The organism is Clostridium sp. CMCC3677 (genome assembly GCF_023845585.1).
Taxonomy (GTDB): domain Bacteria; phylum Bacillota; class Clostridia; order Clostridiales; family Clostridiaceae; genus Clostridium; species Clostridium aquiflavi.
Map to the genome: position 1 here is coordinate 40,646 of NZ_JAMQHS010000003.1, position 21,561 is coordinate 62,206.

The window sequence follows — 21,561 nt, forward strand, 5'->3', positions numbered from 1 at the left end:
TATAATTTTTATTAGTAATTTTGAACAAGTATTTTAAAATACAGAAGATTTTTTATAGAAATATACAGTTAATTTATTATCATCCTTAGATACTACTGCTTTTTCTCTACCCTTTTCATTTGTATTTTCATCATCTTCAAAAAATTCTATTGCTCTATTAATTGATTTTATATCTAAACTATTTTCTACTTCTTTTCTATACAAAACCGCTAATTTATTGCTAAAATTATTATCAAATGATGATACATAATTTATTGTTCTATTGTTGCTACTACTTGTATTAAATTTATTTTTTAAATTATCATTGTTATTTTTATTGTATTTATTTTTTTTGAGTTCCTCTTTTCTTAAATTAATATTCTTTAAGTAATATGATACATCCTCTATCTCTAAATTGCTCAAGTCATTAGCTAATTTTATACCACATTCTTTAAAACAATTAACTGCATTTTTTAGTTGAATACATACTTCAACTTCACTACCATAGCGCTTACTAAATTCTCCTAATAGTTCATTTACTTTTTCTTCATTATATAAATTCATAAATGATATATCTTTACTTATATTATTTGCTATCAAGTATGCCTTTTTATATTTTATATTATTAAAGGCTTGTATACTGCAATAAATTGATATTATAATACCTGAAATTAGAACTATTAAATTTCTTCTTAAAATAAACGTCAAAATTAGAAAACACCAAAAAAATAATCTTGAAGTCTTATATTTTCTTATGCCTTTAATTAAATTCTCATCCTCATTAATTATTTCATTAACTATTATTCTCTTATTTTTTAACTTATTTTTTCGTTCTTGTATTCCCTTAATAAAAGATTTTAAGTTTAATTTTTTCTTTTTAAATATCCATAATTGCTTCTGTCTTTTTATATCTCCATTTTGTCCATAAACTATTAGTCTATTTTTATTTAATGATATATTGTTATCCTTATATTTAGTTATAATAGTTATATTTCCATTTGTAGATATTTTTACTTTTATATTTTCACCTAATCTAAAGTTTTTTTTATATTTAACTCTCATTCCAATAGCCACCTTTTCTTTATAATATTTCAGGCTTTAATCTCAATGACTTAAATGTAAATTTTTGTAATTATTTACCTTAATTTTACACTAGCTTTCAAAAATAATCAAGGGGCTATCTTTTATTTATTAATCAATTGTTTTTAATGACAGATTTATCTTTATTAACTAATATATATAGAATAAATATTAATATATTACAAAATATAAAATTAAGTAATTATCTTTATATTTACTTTGTAATTCAATACAAACGATATATTTTCAAAAATGGATTAAATTTTATAAAATGTGTTATAATGTAAATAAGCACATAAATAAAAGGAGGTGTTTTTTTGTTTAACGTTGGTGATAAAGTTGTTTATCCCATGCAAGGAATAGGAATAGTTCAAAGAATTGAAGAAAAACTTTTCTGTGGTAAGAAAAAAAAATATTGTATAATACAAATGTTAAAAAATAGTTTAGAAATAATGATACCTATTGATAGAATACCTAATTCTAAATTACGTATGATTAATGATATTAATACACTAGAAGATATACTAGATCATATTCAAGACACATCTAATCCGGAAGAAATAGATCTTCCTTCTAAACAAAGATATGAGATAAATTTAAATAAAATAAAATCTGGTTTATTGGAAGATAGCGTAGATGTATTTTATAATTTAACTCTTATCAATAAGATGAAAGCTCTCAACTCAACAGAAAAACAAATATTAAACACAGCACGCAAATTCCTAATAGATGAAATAAGAGTCATTAAAAATATAAGCGAAAATGAAGCTACAAAAATATTAAAATCTAGTATTAATTAAATTAATGCTTCAAATTTATTTTTTAAATTTATTAGAATAACTGATAATTTTCTTAAAATTAAGTTATTACTCATGATTTTTTAATTTAATATTTTAAATTACATAAAAGAAATATTTTACACCTTAGTTGTAATAAAGAAAGCTATATTGCTTATCTTAGCAATATAGCTTAATTTTTTACAAATATAAATTACTCTTGAGTATTTTCTACTTCTTTATTTGTTTCAGTATTACTTAATGATACATTTTCAAAATAATTAGTTATTAAATACCTACTATTTCCAACATTAATATATTTTATAGAAACTGAATCACCTACATTTGTTAAAGCAATTTCTCTAGATGTTTCAGTTGAAATTGAAAATATATTATTTATTCCTTTTAATTTAACATCATATATACTTGTTCCTTCTTTAACAACAACACCAATTCTTTCAACTTCACCTAAAATAGTTTCTTCTTTATTTCCACCCTCTAAAGAAATATTAGTGTTAGTTAATCCCTCTAAATATTTATTAAGAGTTGATTGAAGTGTATCTCCAACACCAACTGTATTATAATTTTTCACATTAACCATAGCATATTGTTTTACGAGTCCACTTGAATCTTTTAGTGTCATAAAATATGTAGGTTCATTTTGAATATTTATTAAGTAAGGGAATGTAGCAGTATATCCATATTGTTGCACTTTACCCTCAGCAGATTTCATACTTGCATATTCTGTCGCTCCTGCTGTCTTATATAATTTAGTTTGACCATTTCTTGTATTTGTTAAAGTAAATCCTACTAAACTTTCATCACTTCCTACTGAAGTTATGCCTGTATAATAATAGCATGTATCATTATTATAAATAACATTCATACCAGAAGTTGATTTTAATTTATCTTTATCACTAAAGTTAAGAATTCCATGAACTAATTCTCCCCACTTATCTATATATCTTTTTATATATGTTGATGGTTGAATTCTATCTACCCAATTAGGTAAATTATCAATACCATACTTTTCCGATTCACCTGTTTGTGCATCTATTATTAATGCTCCGATTGCTTTTGTTTCTGCTATTCCAATAGCATTATCATATCTAGTTACAACCCAATAAGGCTTTCCACTATCATCTAATTCAAATGTATAATCTGTATGTCCAGCTTTCATGTCTCTAAAAAATGCAGCTCTTTTTAAATTGCTAAATAAATAAGACGAATCTAAATATTTTATTCTTAAATCTTTTCCATCTAATTGTGTTACTAATTGAACATCATTTTGATTTGTTGCACTTACCTTTATGTATCCAGCTGTACCCTCTCTATTAGTAAACCACTTAAACAATGAAGAATGTTCTAATGGTGCTACATAATATAATTCACCATCAATACTTTGTAAATCTAAAGTTCCAACATATACTTGGCTACCAAGACTTGCAATTTCACCCAATTTTTTATCTGCTAATTTTTCCGCTAATTCTTTGTCTATAGTTGGTAATTGATTTAAATCTATATATTGTATCTCATTTGAAAAATCCACATCTTGAATACTTCCTATTAAATTTCTGTGAGCACTATAACTAATTATAGGACTACATATCACTGCTAATATAATATATAGGACTGCTACTGTTCCACCTGCCATAATAATTTTTTTATTTCTGTGAAGCACACCATATACTACTGAACATAATACAAATATTCCTATAATCAATACTGAATTTAAACTTAAATCAAAAATTAAATTATTAGTTAATAAAAGTACTATTCCTATACACATATATGCGCCTAATAATAATTTTAAAAAACTAAATGATTTTTTATTGTCCATTTTATCTCTCCACCTCATCTTTTATTATGGTTAATATTATATCATAATAAGTTTTTAAATACCACTTTTAAATTAAATAAGAAGAGATAAAAAATCTAGAAATTAGACTCTTTATCTCTACTTAAAAATATTAATGTAGAATTTCTATTAAAAATTTTATAAAAATAATTACTATAATCCTAATAATTATTTTTATCCTTATCTACCTCTTCATATTCAACATCAATTATATCGCCAACTAAATCATCATTTGAATCATATGTAAATTCTTTATTATTTTCATATACATTTTTATTTTTTCTTACATCTTCATTTAATTTATCTTTTCTTCCTTTAATAAATGATATTAACTTTATTAAAAGATAAGCTATTACTCCAACTAATAATATATATGGCAATATACTAAAAAATAATGATATTATTAAAATTATTATACATGTACTACCAATAAAGTACAGTATGTTTCTAAAATTGCCTCTCATAATATACTCCTTTGCAAGCTTTAATTTAATTTATATTATATAATATATTAAATTTATGTGCAATGCAATAAAAGATATTTTATATTCTATTAAGGGTTTTATATAAACTTATTATATATTTTTATTTATTTTTCCTACTTCTTGCCATACTAGGTAATATCAATCCTAGCCCTAATAATATGAACGGTGTAACTATATTAAGTACAAGTGTAAAAATCCACTCTGGAGAATAAGCCTCTACTCCATGTGGAAACATTCCCATTATACATGCAAATGCTGTAAATATAAAACACCATACACCTATTATTAAAGCAAATTTATCATTCTTAACAAATTTATAGCTAGAATTATATTTTTCACTAGCCTTCTTAATACCAATAAAAGCTAAAAATACCCATAAATATCTCATTGGCATTACAACCGCATTTAATCTTAAAAGCCAGTTAAATAAATCAGTCATATTGCCGATTCCCAAAGCTGGAACAATTATCAATATTCCTACTAATACAGCGGTCATTATGTAGCCATTTACAGGCACACCTTTATCATTTATCTTACTTAAAGATTTTGGAACAAAATTATCATCTGCATCTCCTAATAATACTTTTAAAGGTGCATCAATAGATACAACTAAAGCTGATATCTGAGCTATCATATTAGCTAATGCATATAAAATTAATAATGAATTGCCTAATCCATAATACTCTCCTAGTTTTTTAAATGCATAATATTGTCCATTCATCATAAGATCTTTCGGTATATTATTTGCATCAAACATTATTGCCATAGCTATAGAACCTAATATAGCTGATATTGTTACCATAATAGCTAAAACTATCATTCCTCTAGGAAATTCCTTTTTAGAATTTTTAGTATTATTAACATATGGAGATATTTTTTCTGCTCCACCTACTGCAAATACTAGCATTGATAATGTTGTAAAATATGAAAAATTAAAATTAGGCATTAATGCTTTAACTGATAAATCTGTTGTCGCAATTTTAACTCCTCTTAATGCAGGCGCTGTAATAACTAACAAAATGTATAACAATGACATTATAAAAATCGCAGTTCCTGCTATTGTTCCTATTCTATTTAATGACTTAATTCCTTTTGATGCCACCCATAAGAAAAGGAAAAATATCAATAGAGTTATACTTTGAGCTACTAAAGGAACCATATCTTTTAATAAAGTTCCATCACCTTTAATTACCCATCCTAATGCTATTAAAACAGCTTGTGGCTTTTGAGCCAAATATGGAATATGCACTACCCAATAAGTCCATCCTGCTAAATACGCTAATTTAACTCCATAAGTTGATCTTATCCATGAACTTACACCACCTTTTTCCTCTTTAAAAATTGTTCCTAATTCACCAACCATTAAAGCGTATGGTATAAAATATAATCCTATAATTAATATCCAAGAAACTATAACTTGTAATCCTTGATTTGCAAAGTTATTAACAACATTTCCAAATCCCCAAACAGATACAAAAGATATTAGGGCCAGATTATACCACCTGAGTTGTTTATGTTCATTTTCCATCTTTCATCCTCCTGTTAGTTTTTCTTTTAAGCTTAAGATAATGAAATTTGATATGAAGAGTATAATTTTTATAATACTATAAATTCAAATAATATTAAAACACCTCTATAGTATTCTTTTATTATTTGATAATATTTATGTAAGTTTTTGTTGAAAATTAAGAAAAAAAGTAGTATTAGTTTTAATAAATTAAACTAATACTACTTGAAATTTTATTATATTAAATTATTTTCTTAAGAATTCATTTACTTTTAATCCACTATTTATGCCTTCACTAATAGCTGTAACAACTAATGATTGACCTATTCTAGCATCTCCAGTTGCAAATACTTTAGGAATATTAGTTTTAAAATCTATTGAATTTGCATTTATATTGTTTCTTGAATCAAATTCTATTTTAAATTCTTCTTTTATATAATCTTCTGATCCTGTAAATCCCATAGCAAGTAAAATTAAATCAGCTTCATAAGTTTTTTCTGTCCCTCTAACTGTAATTGGAAACATTCTTCCTTCATCATCTTTTTTCCATTCTACTTTTACAGTATCAACGCTTATAATATTACCCTCATTATCTACATTAATTCCTGTAATTGTAGTTAAATATTCTCTTGGGTCTTTTCCATATAAATCAATAAATTCTTCTTGGCCATAATCAACTTTTAATATTTTAGGCCATTCTGGCCAAGGATTATTTTTATTTCTTTCATTTGATGGTTTAGACATTATTTCAAGTTGAACTAATGATTTACATCCATGTCTAAGGCAAGTTCCAACACAGTCAGTTCCTGTATCTCCTCCACCTATTACAATTACATTCTTATCTTTTGCACATATATAATTATTATCTTCATGATTAGAATCTAAAAAGCTTTTAGTATTTGCTTTTAAAAAGTCTACTGCAAAATGAATGCCTTTAGCTTTATCTCTTCCGTCAACATTTAAATCTCTTGCATTAGATGCTCCTGTAGCTAAAATAATTGCATCATACTCTTCAATTAAATCATTAGCATTATAATTTTCTCCAACATTTGCATTAGTTATAAATTTTATACCCTCTTCTGCCATAATTCTAATTCTTCTTAAAATTACTTCTTTATCAAGTTTCATATTAGGAATTCCGTACATTAATAATCCACCTGGTCTATCATTTCTTTCATAAACTGTAACTTTGTGACCACACTTATTTAATGTATTGGCTGCTGCAAGTCCTGCTGGACCTGAACCTATTATAGCTACTTTTTTCCCTGTTCTTTTTATTGGTGCATTAGCTACAACTTTGCCATTATTAAATGCAGTGTCAATAATAGCTCTCTCATTTTCTTTTATAGTAACTGCTGGACCATTTAATCCTACTGTGCAACCTGCTTCGCAAGGAGCTGGACAAACTCTACCTGTAAATTCAGGAAAAGGATTTGTTTTGCTTAATCTTTCATATGCCAAATCCCATTTCCCCTTATATACTAGGTCATTCCATTCAGGAATTAAGTTGTGAAGAGGACAACCTGAAACCATTCCTGAAAATAATGTACCTGATTGACAAAATGGTACACCGCAATCCATGCATCTAGCACCTTGAATAGATTGCTTTTCTAAAGAAAGACTTTTATGAAATTCATCATAATCCTTTAACCTTTCCTTTGGTTCTCTATTTAAACCTACTTCTCTGTCATATTCTAAAAAACCAGTTGGTTTACCCACATTTAAGCCCCCTATCTTCCTTTTATTTCTTGGAATGTTTTTATTAAAGCTTCCTCTTCTTTAAATCCAAGATTCTTATACTTTTCTACTGCTTTCAATACCTTTTTATAATCTTTAGGTATTACCTTTATGAAATTAGATTTGTCATTTTCAAAGTTAGATAATATTTTATTACCCTTAGAAGATCCTGTAACTTCAACATGTTCTTCTAATAAATCTTTTAAATCTTCTTCATCTTCTAAACTTAATTCTTCTAAAAGAATCATTTCTTCATTTATATTAATCTTGAAATTGTCATCTTCTTTATAAAGATAAGCAACTCCTCCACTCATTCCTGCCGCAAAATTGATTCCTGTCTTTCCTAATACAACAACCTTTCCTCCAGTCATGTATTCACACCCATGTGCTCCAACGCCTTCAACAACAGCTGTTGCGCCTGAATTTCTTACACAAAATCTTTCACCTGCAATACCATTTATAAACACCTTACCTGATGTTGCACCATATAAGGCAACATTTCCAATAAGTATATTTTCTTCTGCTATAAAAGTAGCTTTCTTGGGTGGATATACTATAAGCTTACCGCCTGATAATCCTTTTCCAAAATAATCATTAGCGTCACCTTCAACTTCAAACGTTAATCCCTTTGGAATAAATGAACCAAAGCTTTGACCTGCTCCACCATTACATTTGATAACTATACCATCTTCTGGTAATCCCTTATTTCCATTTACTTTTGTTATTTCAGATCCAAGTATTGTTCCAAGAGTTCTGTCAGTATTTGTTATATCTACTTCAAATCTTATATTTCCATTACCATTTATAGCATCTTTACACTTTTTAACAAACATTGTTTTATCTATTACTTCATTTAATTTATGATCAGATTTGTTTGCTTCATCAAATTTAATAACTTTACCTTTAAATTTATCTGGAGTATAAAGTATAGAACTCAAGTCAATATTTTTAGCTTTCCAGCCATGTATATTTTCTTTTTGTTTTAATCTATCTACTCTACCTATCATTTCATCAATTTTTCTAAATCCAAGTTTTGCCATGATTTCTCTTAATTCCTGTGCTATAAAGTACATAAAATTAACTACATATTCTGGCTTTCCTTTAAATCTTTTTCTAAGTTCTTCATTTTGTGTTGCTATTCCTACAGGGCAAGTATCTAAATTACAAACTCTCATCATAACACATCCAAGTGATACTAAAGGTGCTGTTGCAAATCCAAATTCCTCTGCTCCAAGAAGCGCTGCAATTGCAACATCTCTGCCTGTCATAAGCTTTCCATCAACCTCTACTGTTACTCTGTCTCTTAGTTCATTAAGTAATAATGTTTGATGTGCTTCTGCAAGTCCAAGCTCCCATGGAAGTCCTGCATTTTTTATTGAATTCTTAGGTGATGCTCCTGTTCCTCCATCATATCCTGAAATCAATATTACATCAGCTCCACCTTTAGCAACTCCAGCTGCAACTGTTCCTACTCCACATTCTGAAACTAGTTTAACAGATATTCTTGCATCCATATTGGCATTTTTTAAATCATAAATTAATTGTGCTAAATCTTCTATTGAATATATATCATGGTGTGGTGGTGGTGATATAAGTCCTACACCAGTAGTTGAGTGTCTAGTCTTAGCAACCCATGGATAAACTTTAGTAGCTGGTAATTGACCACCTTCACCTGGTTTTGCTCCTTGCGCAAGTTTTATTTGAAGTTCATCAGCATTTACTAAATATTCAGATGTAACACCAAATCTACCAGAAGCAATTTGTTTTATTGAAGACCTTCTTGAATCTCCATTTTTATCTACAATCCATCTTTCACTATCTTCTCCACCTTCACCAGTATTAGATTTTCCGCCAACTCTATTCATTGCAATAGCTAATGCTTCATGAGCTTCTTTGGAAATTGATCCATAAGACATAGCTCCTGTTTTAAATCTTTTAACTATTTCAGAAACAGATTCTACTTCATCTAATGGAATTTCTGATGAATTATAATTAAACTCTAATAATCCTCTTAATGTTATTTCTGCTTCTTCATCATTAATTAAGGATGCATATTCTTTAAATAATTCATAATCTCCAGTTTTAGTAGCTTTTTGTAACTTATGTATGGTATTAGGATTATATAAATGTTCTTCTTTTTCTTCTCCTGATCTTAATTTTTCATAACCAGGTGAATCTAATTGAAAATCTGCTGCATAAGTTTTATCTTTAAAACCTTTTTCATGATTTATTTCAGCTTCTCTTTGAATTTCTTCTAATCCTATTCCGCCAATTCTACTTACTGTATTAGTAAAATATCTATCTATAACTTTTTTGCCAATACCAACTGCTTCAAAAATTTGAGCACCTTGATAAGATTGAATTGTTGATATTCCCATTTTAGAAAGTATCTTAATTATTCCTTTAACTACTGCTTTATTATAATTATAAACAGCCTTATCATACTCAATTTCAAGTAACCCTTCCTCAATAAGTTCTCTTAAAGATTCATATGCCATATATGGATTTACAGCTGATGCTCCAAAACCAATTAATGTTGCAAAATGATGAATTTCTCTTGGTTCTCCACTTTCAAGTATTAACCCTACCGATGTTCTAGTACCCTTTTTAACTAAATATTGATGAAGTGCTGAAACTGCAAGTAATGATGGTATTGGTACTTTAGTTGAGCATACATTTCTATCAGATAATACAAGTAAAGTATATCCTTTTTCATAGGCTTCTTGTGCTTTATCAAACATTTCATCTATGGCATCTTCTAAAGAACTTCCCTTATCAAATACTATATCTATAACCTTTGTTTTTATCTCTCCCTTATTAAGTGCTTTTATTTTTGATAATTCTTCATTGTTTATTATTGGAGACTCAAGCTTAAGTAGTTCACAATTTGAAGATTTATCTTCTAAAATATTTCCTTCTGGTCCTAAATAAATATTAGACGCTGTAACTATCTCTTCTCTTATTGCATCTATAGGTGGATTAGTTACTTGTGCAAATAATTGTTTAAAATAATTAAACAAAGGTTGTGCTTCTTTAGATAATGGAGCAATTGGAACGTCTATCCCCATTGCAGCAAGTGGTTCTGCACCATTTTCAGCCATATGAAGAATAGTTGTTTTTACTTCTTCATAAGTATATCCAAAAGTTTTTTCTAATCTTTTTCTTGTATCCTTGTCATACTCTATTTTCAAAGTCTTTCTATCATTAATTTTATCTAAAGTAACTAATTTCTCTTCAAGCCATTCCCCGTAAGGATGTTCTGTAGCATAAGTATGCTTTAGTTCTTCATCATCAATAACTTCTTTTTTAATTGTATCAACAATAAGCATTCTGCCTGGTCTTAATCTATCTTTTTTCTCAATTATCTCTGATGGAATATCTAGTGCACCTACTTCTGAAGATAAAATTAATCTTCTATCTTTAGTTATATAATATCTTGATGGTCTTAAACCATTTCTATCTAACACTGCACCTACTTTTTCACCATCAGTAAATACTATTGCAGCAGGACCATCCCATGGTTCCATCAATGTAGCATTATATTCGTAAAAGGCTTTTTTCTCTTTGCTCATAGTTTTACTTTTTTGCCATGGTTCTGGAATTGCCATCATTACAGCTCTAGTTAAATCCATTCCATTCATATATAAAAATTCCAAATTATTATCTAAAATTGCTGAATCTGATCCTTCTTTATTTATAATAGGAAGCACCCTAATTAAATCTTTTCCAAGTGCTCTTGATTTTACATTAGTTTCTCTAGAGTAAACCTTGTTTACATTCCCTCTTAATGTGTTTATCTCACCATTATGAATCATGAATCTATTAGGATGTGCTCTTTCCCAACTTGGAAATGTATTAGTACTATATCTAGAATGTACTAATGCAAGTGATGTTTCTACTCTCTCGTCTTCTAAATCTTTATAAAATTCTCTTAATTGAGTAGATAATAACATTCCTTTATATACTATTGTCTTTGATGAAAAAGAAGCCATATAAAAAATTTCATTTAAGAATTTACTTATCCAAGTAGCTCTTTTTTCTATATTTCTTCTAACAATATATAATTTTCTTTCAAATGCAATTCCTTTTTTAGTTCCAACTCTTTTTACGAAAATTTGTTTTATTACGGGCATAGCTTCTAAGGATGCTTTACCTAAAATTGAAGGATTACTTGGAACATCTCTCCATCCTATTACTTCTAATCCTTCTTCTTTACATATATCTTCAATAAGGCTTTCTGCTTCTTTTCTTGCTTTCTCTTCTTGAGGTAAAAAAATCATACCAACAGCATAATCACCTTCATTACCTAAAACAATGCCTTTTGATTTTAGCTCTTCAGTAAAAAATTTATGGGGTATATTTAATAGAACACCTGCACCATCACCTGTATTTTCATCAGCACCAGTTCCACCTCTATGTTTTAATTTTTCTAATATAGTTAAACAATCTGATAAAATATCATGGGATTTTTCGCCATCAATATTTACAATTGTACCAATGCCACAAGCATCATGTTCAAAACATGGATTATATAACCCTTGCTTTTTAGGAATAAATTTTTCCATTTGCGTTCCTCCTTACAATAATATATTTATGAGTAGCAAAATAACGAGTAAAAATACCTTTTTTCGATATTATTACTCGTATATTTTACTACAATAAGTGATTTTGTACAGCTTAATTAAAAAAAATTATAAATTATTCTCTAATATTAGAGAAGCAACGTCACTCATTTTTTTTCCTAAATTCATACTTAATTTTTGAATATATCTAAAAGCTTCATTTTCACTCATATTTTTATCTTCCATGATATTTCCCTTAGCTTTCTCAATTAACTTTCTATCTTCTAATGTATTTTCTAAATTTTGCACTTGTTGTTGCAATTTTAATATTCTTTTCTTTCCTTGAAATATAATATCAATAGAATTCTTTAAAAGTACATTGGAAATTTTGGTTCCTATACAATATATATCAGTATCTTCTTCTATAAAAGAACGATAGGGTTCATTAACTAATGCTAAAAAACTTGTAAAATCATATATTGCTTCATATACATCTAGTAAACTCATATCCTTAAACTTATAGCCTACTAAAACCAAATCTGGTGAATATTGCATAACTATTCTAATTAATTCATTTCCTGATGTACATAAGGCTAAAACATCATACTCTTCTTGCATCAATAAACATTTTAGCTTCTTATTAGTTTCCATATTACTTAATGCTATAATTATTTTGCCTCGAGATTCCATCATCGCAACCCCACCTTAAACTTTACTAATATTTATTAAGATAATTTTCTATTTCCCAATCATGAACTTTAGTTCTATAATCATCCCATTCAGCAGCTTTAGCTGAAACATAAGTCTTATATATATGTTCTCCTAAAGCTTCTTTTGCAAGATTACTTTCTTTCATAAAATTAACTGCCTCATATAAATTATTTGGTAAATTATCTATTCCTTCAGCTTTTCTTTCCTCATCGTTCATAGCAAAAATATTTGCCTCTATTCCTGCTGGTGGTTGTAAATTATTTTTAATTCCATCTAATCCTGCTTGTAAAAGACATGCTAATACTAAGTATGGATTTGAACTTGGATCTGGACATCTTAATTCTACTCTAGTTCCTGCTCCCCTAGCTGCTGGAACCCTAATTAATGCTGTTCTATTTTTACATGACCAAGCTAAATAAACAGGTGCTTCATATCCTGGTACTAATCTCTTGTATGAATTAACTAATGGATTTGTTACTGCTGTAAGACCTTTTATGTTTTTTAATAAACCTGCTATAAAATTATATGCTATTTTACTTAATCCATTTGGATCATTTTCATCAACAAATACATTGTTACCATCTTTAAATAATGACATATTAACATGCATTCCTGAACCATTAATTCCAAAAACAGGTTTAGGCATAAAAGACGCATACAATCCATGTTTTTGTGCTATTGCCTTAACTACTAATTTAAATGTCATTATATTATCTGCAGTACTTAATGCATCTGCATATTTAAAATCTATTTCATTTTGTCCTTCTGCAACTTCATGGTGAGAAGCTTCTATTTCAAATCCCATATCTTCTAACACTAAAGTCATATCTCTTCTAGCATTTTCTCCTAAATCCGTAGGTGCTAAATCAAAATATCCAGCACTATCTTGTGTTTTGGTTGTTGGTTTGCCATATTCATCAGTTTCAAATAAAAAGAATTCACATTCTGGACCAACATTCATCTCATATCCAAGTTTAGCTGCTTCTGAAATAGCCTTCTTTAATATATATCTTGGATCTCCTTCAAATGGTGTGCCATCTGGTTTATATACATCACATATTAATCTTGCAACTTTACCTTGTTGAGGTCTCCATGGAAATATTACAAAACTATCTAGATTTGGTCTCAAGTTCATATCAGATTCTTCAATTCTAACAAATCCATCAATAGATGATCCATCAAACATACATTCATTATTTAGTGCTTTTTCTAATTGCCTATCTGTTATTGCTACATTCTTTAATGCTCCAAACATATCAGTGAACTGTAATCTTATAAATCTAACCCCATTTTCCTTTACTAAGTTCATGATATCTTCTTTACTGTATTTTGCCATTTCTAATTCCCCCTTTAAGTAAAAAAGGCGAACAATGGATATATCAATATATCCATTGAACGCCTTTGTTCAATAATTTTATTGATATCATTATATATGATATTCTTATATAACTCAAGATTTTTTTTAGATTTTTTTATTTTTTCCTAAAATATATACTAAATAGTTAATTTTATTAATATTTTTATACTTAAATGTCAATTCTATTAAGTGAGAACTTATTTATAATATTATATATAATCTTTTTTATTATTCAATAATTAGATATATTTATATACAAAATTGTTGAATATTGAATAATAAATTGTTACAATTTATTATGTATAAAATTATATAAATAAACATAAATTTGATACTCTTATATAAGTAATATAAGTAAGTTATCAAAATATATACTTTATTTTTTGGGGGGCTATAAAAAATGAATACTATTATAACAAAATTTGGCGGAAGTTCATTAGCTGATGCTGTACAATTTAGAAAAGTGAAAAGCATAATCACATCTAATAAAGCTAGAAAATATATTGTACCATCTGCACCTGGAAAAAGAACTTCTAAAGATTCTAAAATCACTGATTTACTATACCTTTGTCATGCACACATCAATGCTGGCATATCTTTAGACGATGTTTTTAATCATATTAAAAACAGATATATTGGAATAGTAACAGATTTAGAATTAGATCTTAATATCAGATCTCACTTAGACATTATAAAAAAGGATTTAGAAGAGGGGGCTTCTAGTGATTATGCAGCTAGCAGAGGGGAATATTTAAATGCTCTAATTCTTAGCAATTATTTAGGATTTGAATTTGTTGATGCTAAAGATGTAATTAAATTTAATACTGACGGGTGTTTAAATTATGATGAAACATTAAGATTATTAAAAGAAAAACTTTCATCAATTGACAAAGCTGTTATTCCAGGATTTTATGGTTCTGATAGCAATGGAAATATAGTAACTTTTTCAAGAGGTGGATCAGATGTTACTGGCGCTTTAGTTACTGCAAGTTTAAATGCTGATCTTTATGAAAATTGGACGGATGTTTCTGGATTTCTAATGGCTGATCCTAGAATAATATCTAATCCAAAACCTATAAGCACAATAACTTATACTGAGCTTAGAGAGCTTTCTTATATGGGTGCTTCTGTTTTACATGAAGAAGCTATTTTCCCTGTAAGAAAAGCAGGTATTCCAATTAATATAAAAAATACTAACAAACCAGAAGATAACGGAACATTTATAGTAGAGGACTCTTTAAGTGAAGATTTACAAACTATAACTGGTATAGCTGGTAAAAAAAATTTTACTGTAATTTCAATTGCAAAAGCTCTTATGAATTCTGAATTAGGTTTTTGTAGAAAATTACTATCAATACTTGAACAGCATAATGTTTCATTTGAAAACATGCCTTCTGGTATAGATACTGTTTGTTTAGTAATTTCAGATTCTCAATTAAAAAATAAAACTTCTTTAATTGTTGAAGAAATTAAAAAAACTTGTAATCCTGACACAATAGAAGTTCATCCTAACCTGGCCTTAATAGCTACTGTTGGTAAAGGTATGGCTAAACAAAAAGGTGTAGCATCAAAAGTATTTACTGCGTTATCAGAAGCTAATGTAAATATAAGAATGATTGACCAAGGATCTAGTGAAATCAACATATTAGTTGGTATAGAAAATGATAGTTTTGAAAAAGCCATAACTGCTATTTATAATGCTTTTAATTAATATCCAACGCAATTTTAAAACAATATTTAATATTATAGTATAAATAGATTGATAGTTATCAGGATAATGATCCTTTTGTAAAAAATCACTTTAAGAGATATAACAATAAAACTAATATAAAAAAATGGATTCGTAATTTATACGAGTCCATTTTTTATACTATAAAACATAATTTTAAAATATGATATGCCTAGTATATCATATATTAACATTTTTAAACATATACCTGAAAATAAAAAATAAAATAGTGCACCAAATTTTGGTGCACTATTTGTGTTAATATTAGATTGCTTTCATATTTCTAGCAGCTACAATATCAACGCCTGTTCCTAATACATCTTTAACTATAACATCTCCAATTTTAACTGGTGCTTGTAATTCTACTCCAGATAAAACTTCCATGCATTTGAAGTTAAGACCCTTTGGAATTGCTCCATTAGTTTTTACTGGTATAACTGGAAGTTGTCCTCCCTTTACTTTAACAGTTGAAGTTATTACTCTAACTGGGTGAGTAACTTCGTTTATACCGTATTCTGCACCTCTTTTACAAGTGTTACCTGTTACAGTATTATTTTCTGCGTCTACTTTTAAATGACAACCCATTGGGCAGCTTATACAAATTAATTCTTTTATCATCTTATTCACCATCCTCTAATGATATTGTAATATCACCTTTAACTTTTTCTAATAAAGGCTTACTTAAAATAACCTTTTCCATTTCTGATGGTGCTAAGTGAGCTCTCTTAAACTTAGCAATTTCTTCACCATTACATCTTACAACTAAAGCCTTATTATGATAAATGTTATTAACTCTCATGAATATAGTTAATTTATCGTCTACTGCTTCTACATCAAGTTTTTGAGGTACTGTATAATTAACATTTTGTCCATTAATTATATTTACATAACTACCTTTTTTAAGTTCTTTCTTAATGTATTTAGCAGCTGCTTGTCCAGCATGTTTTGATTCTTGAGTAACAAAGTCAACTAAGTCATGAACGTGTACTACATTACCACAAGCAAATACTCCATCCATTGAAGTTTCCATGTTTTCTGTTACTATTAAACCATTAGTTCTGTTATCTTTTTGAATACCAGCATTTGTTGATAATTCATTTTCTGGGATAAGACCTACTGATAATAATAATGTATCAACAGTAAATTCTTTTTCAGTTCCTTTAATTGGTTTTCTGTCTGGACCAACTTCAGCAATTACAACTTTTTCTACTCTTGTATCTCCTACTATATCAATTATAGTGTGTGATAAGTATAGAGGAATATCATAATCATTTAAACATTGAACAATGTTTCTGTTTAATCCATTAGAATATGGACATAATTCAACAACAGCTTTAACCTTAGCACCTTCAAGTGTCATTCTTCTAGCCATTATTAATCCGATATCTCCAGATCCAAGTATTAATACTTCTTTACCTGGCATATATCCTTCCATGTTTATATATCTTTGAGCAGCACCTGCTGTGAATACACCTGCTGGTCTGTCTCCAGGAGTATTTATAGCTCCTCTAGTTCTTTCTCTACAACCCATTGCAAGAATTACTGCATTTGTTTTTAAAGTCATGTAGCCTTCTTCTGAATTCATTGCATGTACAGTTTTGTCTTCATCTATATTTAATACCATTGTATCTAATTTAACTTCTACATCTGTATCTTGTAACATATCAATAAATCTGCTTGCATATTCAGGACCTGTTAATTCTTCTTTGAAAGTGTGAAGCCCAAATCCATTATGTATGCATTGATTTAGGATTCCTCCAAGTTCTTTGTCTCTTTCTAATATTAATATCTTCTTGATTCCATTAGTATATGCTTCGTGTGCTGCTGCAAGTCCTGCTGGACCTCCACCAATTACTATTAATTCATAACTCATAATTAAAGCCTCCTACTTAGTTTTTCCTGTTAAAATGTAAGAACCGTCTTTTTCTTGTACTACTTCTTCTAATTTAACACCACATTCTCTTGCTATTATTTCTTGAACTCTTGGTCCACAGAATCCGCCTTGGCATCTTCCCATTCCTGGTCTACATCTTCTCTTAACACCGTCTAGAGAAAGTGTTCCAAATGATCTCTTTATAGAATCAACGATTTCACCTTCAGTGATGCTTTCACATCTACAGATCATTCTACCGTATTGTGGGTTTTTCTTAATCATTTCAGCTTTTTCTTCAGCTGATAATTCCATAAAGTGAACTTGATGTCTCTTAGCTATGAAGTTATCTTTCTTAGTTAATTTAAGACCTGCATTACCTAATATTTCAACTACTGCTTCAGCTACAGCTGGAGCTGAAGTTAATCCTGGTGATTTCATACCAGCAGCATCAACGAATCCTTTAACTTCATCATTTTCTTCAATTATGAAGTCTCCTGTACTTGGTGTTGCTCTTAAACCTGCAAAGTTTCTTATGCTTTCTCTGAAATTAATCTTTGTAGTAGTATGCATAGCAGATTCTCTTATAGCGTCTAATCCTTCACCATTTGTTCCTAAATCTTCTTTATCTTCGATATCTATAGCATCTGGTCCTATGATAAGGTTACCATGTATTGTTGGACTAACTAATATACCTTTACCCATTTTAGAAGGACAAGGGAATATTGTATGAGATACTATTTTACCTTGAGATTTATCCATTACATAATATTCACCAGTTCTTGGAGTAATATTAAATGTTTCTTTACAAATCATATTGTGTACTTTATCTGCATAAAGGCCAGCAGCATTTACTATATATTTAGCTTCTACTTTTTCTCCATCAGTAGTTTCTATTATAAATATTCCATTTTCTTTTTTGATTGAAGAAACTTCTTTTTTAAGTTTAATTTCTCCACCATTAGTTACACCGTTTTCACATAATGCAATTGTAAATTCAAACGGTCCAACTATTCCACCAGTTGGTGCATATAAAGCTCCATGAACTTCATCTGTAAGATTTGGTTCCATTTTTAATAATTCTTCTTTATCTATAACTCTTAGGTTTCTAACACCTATTTTAGTACCATTTTCACAAAGATCTCTTACTGTTTGCATTTCTTCTTCTGAATGAGCTACAACTAATGAACCATTTCTTTTAAACGGAACATCTAACTCTTTACAAAGATCTTCATACATTTCATTTCCTTTTACATTGTACTTAGCCATTAAAGTACCTATCTTTGGATCGAATCCAGCATGTACTATTGCTGAGTTAGCCTTTGAAGTACCCATTGATACATCCTTTTCTTTCTCTAAAACAGCTACTTTTAAGTTATATTTAGTTAATTCTCTAAATATAGAAGCTCCAATGACACCAGCTCCAATTATTGCTACATCATACATATTTTATCCTCCTTTTATATAACAAAAGAGCCAATCACAAACACAAATTACAAATAACAAGTAATCTGTCTTTGTGCTTGACTCTAATTCTCTAAGCACTTTTTATTTACTTTATATTTATATTATAACATAAATGTTTAGGTTTGTCTACTATTCTGCCCAACCTTTAACTCTTGAAACTGCATTTTTCCATCCTTTGTTTAGCTTTTCTCTCTTAGCACTTTCAAAAGTTGGTCCATAGCTCTTACTAACAGCCCATTTAGTTGCAATTTCTTCTTTAGATTCCCAGAATCCAACTGCAAGACCTGCTAAGTAAGCAGCTCCTAAAGCTGTAGTTTCAGTGATGATTGGTCTAAGAACTTGAGTATTTGAAATATCAGCTTGGAATTGCATTAATAAATCATTTCTACTAGCTCCTCCATCAACTCTAAGTGATGCTAATTTACATCCAGCATCTTCTGCCATAGCAGTTAATAAATCATTAGTTTGATAAGCTATTGATTCTAATGCTGCTCTAATTATATGATTTCTATTAGCTCCTCTAGTTAATCCAAAGATAGCTCCTCTAGCATACATATCCCAATATGGTGCTCCTAGTCCAACGAATGCTGGTACTACATAAACTCCACCATTATCTTCTACTTTTTTAGCAAAATATTCTGAATCTGCTGCATCATGGATGAATTGAAGTTCATCTCTTATCCATTGAATTACAGCTCCACCAACGAATACTGATCCTTCTAACGCATATTCAACTTTATCATTTATACCAACAGCAATTGTAGTTACAAGACCATTTTTGCTAAGAACCATATCTTCGCCTGTATTCATAAGTAAGAAACAACCAGTTCCGTAAGTGTTTTTAGCACTACCTTTTTCGAAACAAGTTTGTCCAAATAATGCACATTGTTGATCTCCAGCCATACCAGATATTGGAACTCTAACGCCACCAACGCCGCCAAGATTAGTATGACCATAAACTTCTGAAGAATTCTTAACTTCTGGTAACATAGAAGTTGGTATTCCTAGTTTATTGATGATTTTTTCATCCCATCTTAATTCTTTTATATTGTATAGCATAGTTCTAGAAGCATTAGTGTAGTCGGTTACATGAACCTTACCATTTGTTAACTTCCAAACTAACCATGTATCAACTGTACCAAATAATAAATCGCCTTTTTCAGCTTTTTCTCTTGCGCCTTCAACATTATCTAAAATCCATTTAATTTTAGTTCCTGAGAAGTAAGCATCTAATAATAATCCTGTATTTGCTTTTACATATTCAGCAAATTCTTCGTCTTTCTTTAATTCATCTACTATACCAGCAGTTCTTCTACATTGCCATACTATAGCATTGTAAACTGGTTCCCCAGTATTTTTATCCCATACAATTGTAGTTTCTCTTTGATTTGTTATACCTATAGCTGCTATTTCATCAGCCGTAATGTTAGTTTTTGCTAATACTTCTTGAAGTACTCCATATTGGCTTGACCATATTTCTAGCGGATTATGTTCTACCCAACCTTCATGTGGATATATTTGTGTAAACTCTTTTTGGCTTACACCTACAATATTTTGTTCCTTGTCGAAAATAATAGCTCTTGAACTTGTAGTTCCTTGATCTAACGCTACAACATATTTACCCATTTAATTCACCAATCCTCTCATCATAAATAAATAAATTTTATAAATAAAGCCAAATAAAACTTTTTTGCTTTATAAGACTATACTAACTAAATCTAAAGCCTACATATTCCATATTTTATTTTTAGTTGTTGAGACACATGTTGCACCTGAACTTAGCGCTAACATAACATCCTCTTTAGTTTCAATCAGACCGCCTGCAACAACCGGTTTATTTGATTTTTTTGATATAATTTCTATAACTTTTGGAATAACTCCTGGTAACACTTCTAATGCATCGCAATCTACTACTAAATGATTTTCTGCATTTTTTAATGATAACGTATCAAATATAAATACTCTTTGTATTGCTACTAACCCATAATTTTTTGCTATCTTTACTACTTGAGGTTTTGTACTAATAATTCCTTTAAATTTAGTTTCTTGTTTTAAGAATTTTATAACAACTTCTTTATTCGTAAAGCCTTCTACTAAATCAATGTGAATCACACCTACTTTACCTTTGGAAACTATTAATTCACTAATTTCTTTAATGTTCATTACGTCTCCAAATAGTACAAAAATTATTTCAGCTGAGGATTCTAATGCTACGTCTAATTGTTTCATATCTTTTACTGCTGCTATTATTGGATTTTCTTCTAATAATTCTTTAATATTATTCATTGTGCACCCTCTATACAAACGTTTTCTTTTGATGTTTTTATTATTACACACTTGTATAATCTTGTCAACATTGTTATTTTTTTAACTTTCTTGATATGACTCGTTATATATCTATTCTTATGCTTATTTACTCTCCTTTATTAATAAATTGTTAATT

At 28.8% G+C, this 21,561-nt stretch carries 15 protein-coding genes; 2 read left to right on the plus strand and 13 right to left on the minus strand.

The features are described from left to right. Positions 1 to 33 precede the first annotated feature (33 nt). Positions 34 to 1,041: a hypothetical protein gene (locus NG901_RS04035; protein ID WP_252212467.1), complete on the minus strand. Its 1,008-nt coding sequence runs from the start codon at positions 1,039 to 1,041 to the stop codon at positions 34 to 36. 335 nt (positions 1,042 to 1,376) lie between these two features. Here NG901_RS04035 and NG901_RS04040 point away from each other — a divergent pair, with 335 nt between their 5' ends. Next, positions 1,377 to 1,859 carry a CarD family transcriptional regulator gene (locus NG901_RS04040; protein WP_252212468.1) on the plus strand — a complete coding sequence of 161 codons (483 nt, stop codon included), beginning with the start codon at positions 1,377 to 1,379 and terminating at the stop codon, positions 1,857 to 1,859. A gap of 190 nt (positions 1,860 to 2,049) precedes the next feature. Here the strand turns inward: NG901_RS04040 and NG901_RS04045 are convergent, their stop codons facing one another. The 7 genes from NG901_RS04045 to glnA form a co-directional block, all read right to left on the minus strand. Next, entirely contained in the window at positions 2,050 to 3,675 is a 1,626-nt protein-coding gene (locus NG901_RS04045; RefSeq protein ID WP_252212469.1) for a cell shape-determining protein, read from the minus strand. Between the two features lie 179 nt (positions 3,676 to 3,854). Continuing rightward, entirely contained in the window at positions 3,855 to 4,157 is a 303-nt protein-coding gene (locus tag NG901_RS04050; protein ID WP_252212470.1) for a hypothetical protein, read from the minus strand. A 121-nt stretch (positions 4,158 to 4,278) separates the two neighbouring features. After that, complete coding sequence (locus NG901_RS04055; protein ID WP_252212471.1) at positions 4,279 to 5,706, minus strand: amino acid permease; 1,428 nt, start codon at positions 5,704 to 5,706, stop codon at positions 4,279 to 4,281. Between the two features lie 225 nt (positions 5,707 to 5,931). Beyond that, positions 5,932 to 7,404 carry a glutamate synthase subunit beta gene (locus NG901_RS04060; RefSeq protein WP_252212472.1) on the minus strand — a complete coding sequence of 491 codons (1,473 nt, stop codon included), beginning with the start codon at positions 7,402 to 7,404 and terminating at the stop codon, positions 5,932 to 5,934. Positions 7,405 to 7,415: 11 nt separating this feature from the next. Beyond that, complete coding sequence (gene gltB / locus NG901_RS04065) at positions 7,416 to 11,987, minus strand: glutamate synthase large subunit (protein ID WP_252212473.1); 4,572 nt, start codon at positions 11,985 to 11,987, stop codon at positions 7,416 to 7,418. Between the two features lie 126 nt (positions 11,988 to 12,113). Beyond that, entirely contained in the window at positions 12,114 to 12,674 is a 561-nt protein-coding gene (locus NG901_RS04070) for an ANTAR domain-containing response regulator (protein ID WP_252212734.1), read from the minus strand. A 25-nt stretch (positions 12,675 to 12,699) separates the two neighbouring features. Then, positions 12,700 to 14,031: a type I glutamate--ammonia ligase gene (glnA, locus tag NG901_RS04075; protein ID WP_252212474.1), complete on the minus strand. Its 1,332-nt coding sequence runs from the start codon at positions 14,029 to 14,031 to the stop codon at positions 12,700 to 12,702. Positions 14,032 to 14,452: 421 nt separating this feature from the next. On the opposite strand from glnA, the gene NG901_RS04080 reads away from it, so the two are divergent. Next, the gene (locus NG901_RS04080; RefSeq protein WP_252212475.1) at positions 14,453 to 15,763 is read left to right on the plus strand and encodes an aspartate kinase; all 1,311 of its coding nucleotides are present in this window, start codon (positions 14,453 to 14,455) and stop codon (positions 15,761 to 15,763) included. A 282-nt stretch (positions 15,764 to 16,045) separates the two neighbouring features. Here NG901_RS04080 and NG901_RS04085 read toward each other — a convergent pair whose 3' ends face one another. The 5 genes from NG901_RS04085 to NG901_RS04105 all read right to left on the minus strand — a co-directional run bounded on the left by NG901_RS04085 (position 16,046) and on the right by NG901_RS04105 (position 21,404). Beyond that, the gene (locus NG901_RS04085; protein ID WP_205449259.1) at positions 16,046 to 16,399 is read right to left on the minus strand and encodes a DUF1667 domain-containing protein; all 354 of its coding nucleotides are present in this window, start codon (positions 16,397 to 16,399) and stop codon (positions 16,046 to 16,048) included. Position 16,400: 1 nt separating this feature from the next. Further along, positions 16,401 to 17,654 (minus strand): NAD(P)/FAD-dependent oxidoreductase, encoded by a 1,254-nt coding sequence (locus NG901_RS04090; RefSeq protein WP_205449258.1) that lies wholly within the window; start codon positions 17,652 to 17,654, stop codon positions 16,401 to 16,403. A gap of 12 nt (positions 17,655 to 17,666) precedes the next feature. After that, the gene (locus NG901_RS04095; protein WP_252212476.1) at positions 17,667 to 19,097 is read right to left on the minus strand and encodes an NAD(P)/FAD-dependent oxidoreductase; all 1,431 of its coding nucleotides are present in this window, start codon (positions 19,095 to 19,097) and stop codon (positions 17,667 to 17,669) included. Between the two features lie 150 nt (positions 19,098 to 19,247). Continuing rightward, positions 19,248 to 20,744, minus strand: a complete 1,497-nt coding sequence (gene glpK, locus NG901_RS04100) for a glycerol kinase GlpK (protein ID WP_252212477.1) — start codon at positions 20,742 to 20,744, stop codon at positions 19,248 to 19,250. A 99-nt stretch (positions 20,745 to 20,843) separates the two neighbouring features. Next, on the minus strand, positions 20,844 to 21,404 hold the full coding sequence (locus NG901_RS04105; RefSeq protein ID WP_252212478.1) for a glycerol-3-phosphate responsive antiterminator: 561 nt from the start codon (positions 21,402 to 21,404) through the stop codon (positions 20,844 to 20,846). Between the last annotated feature and the right edge of the window lie 157 nt (positions 21,405 to 21,561).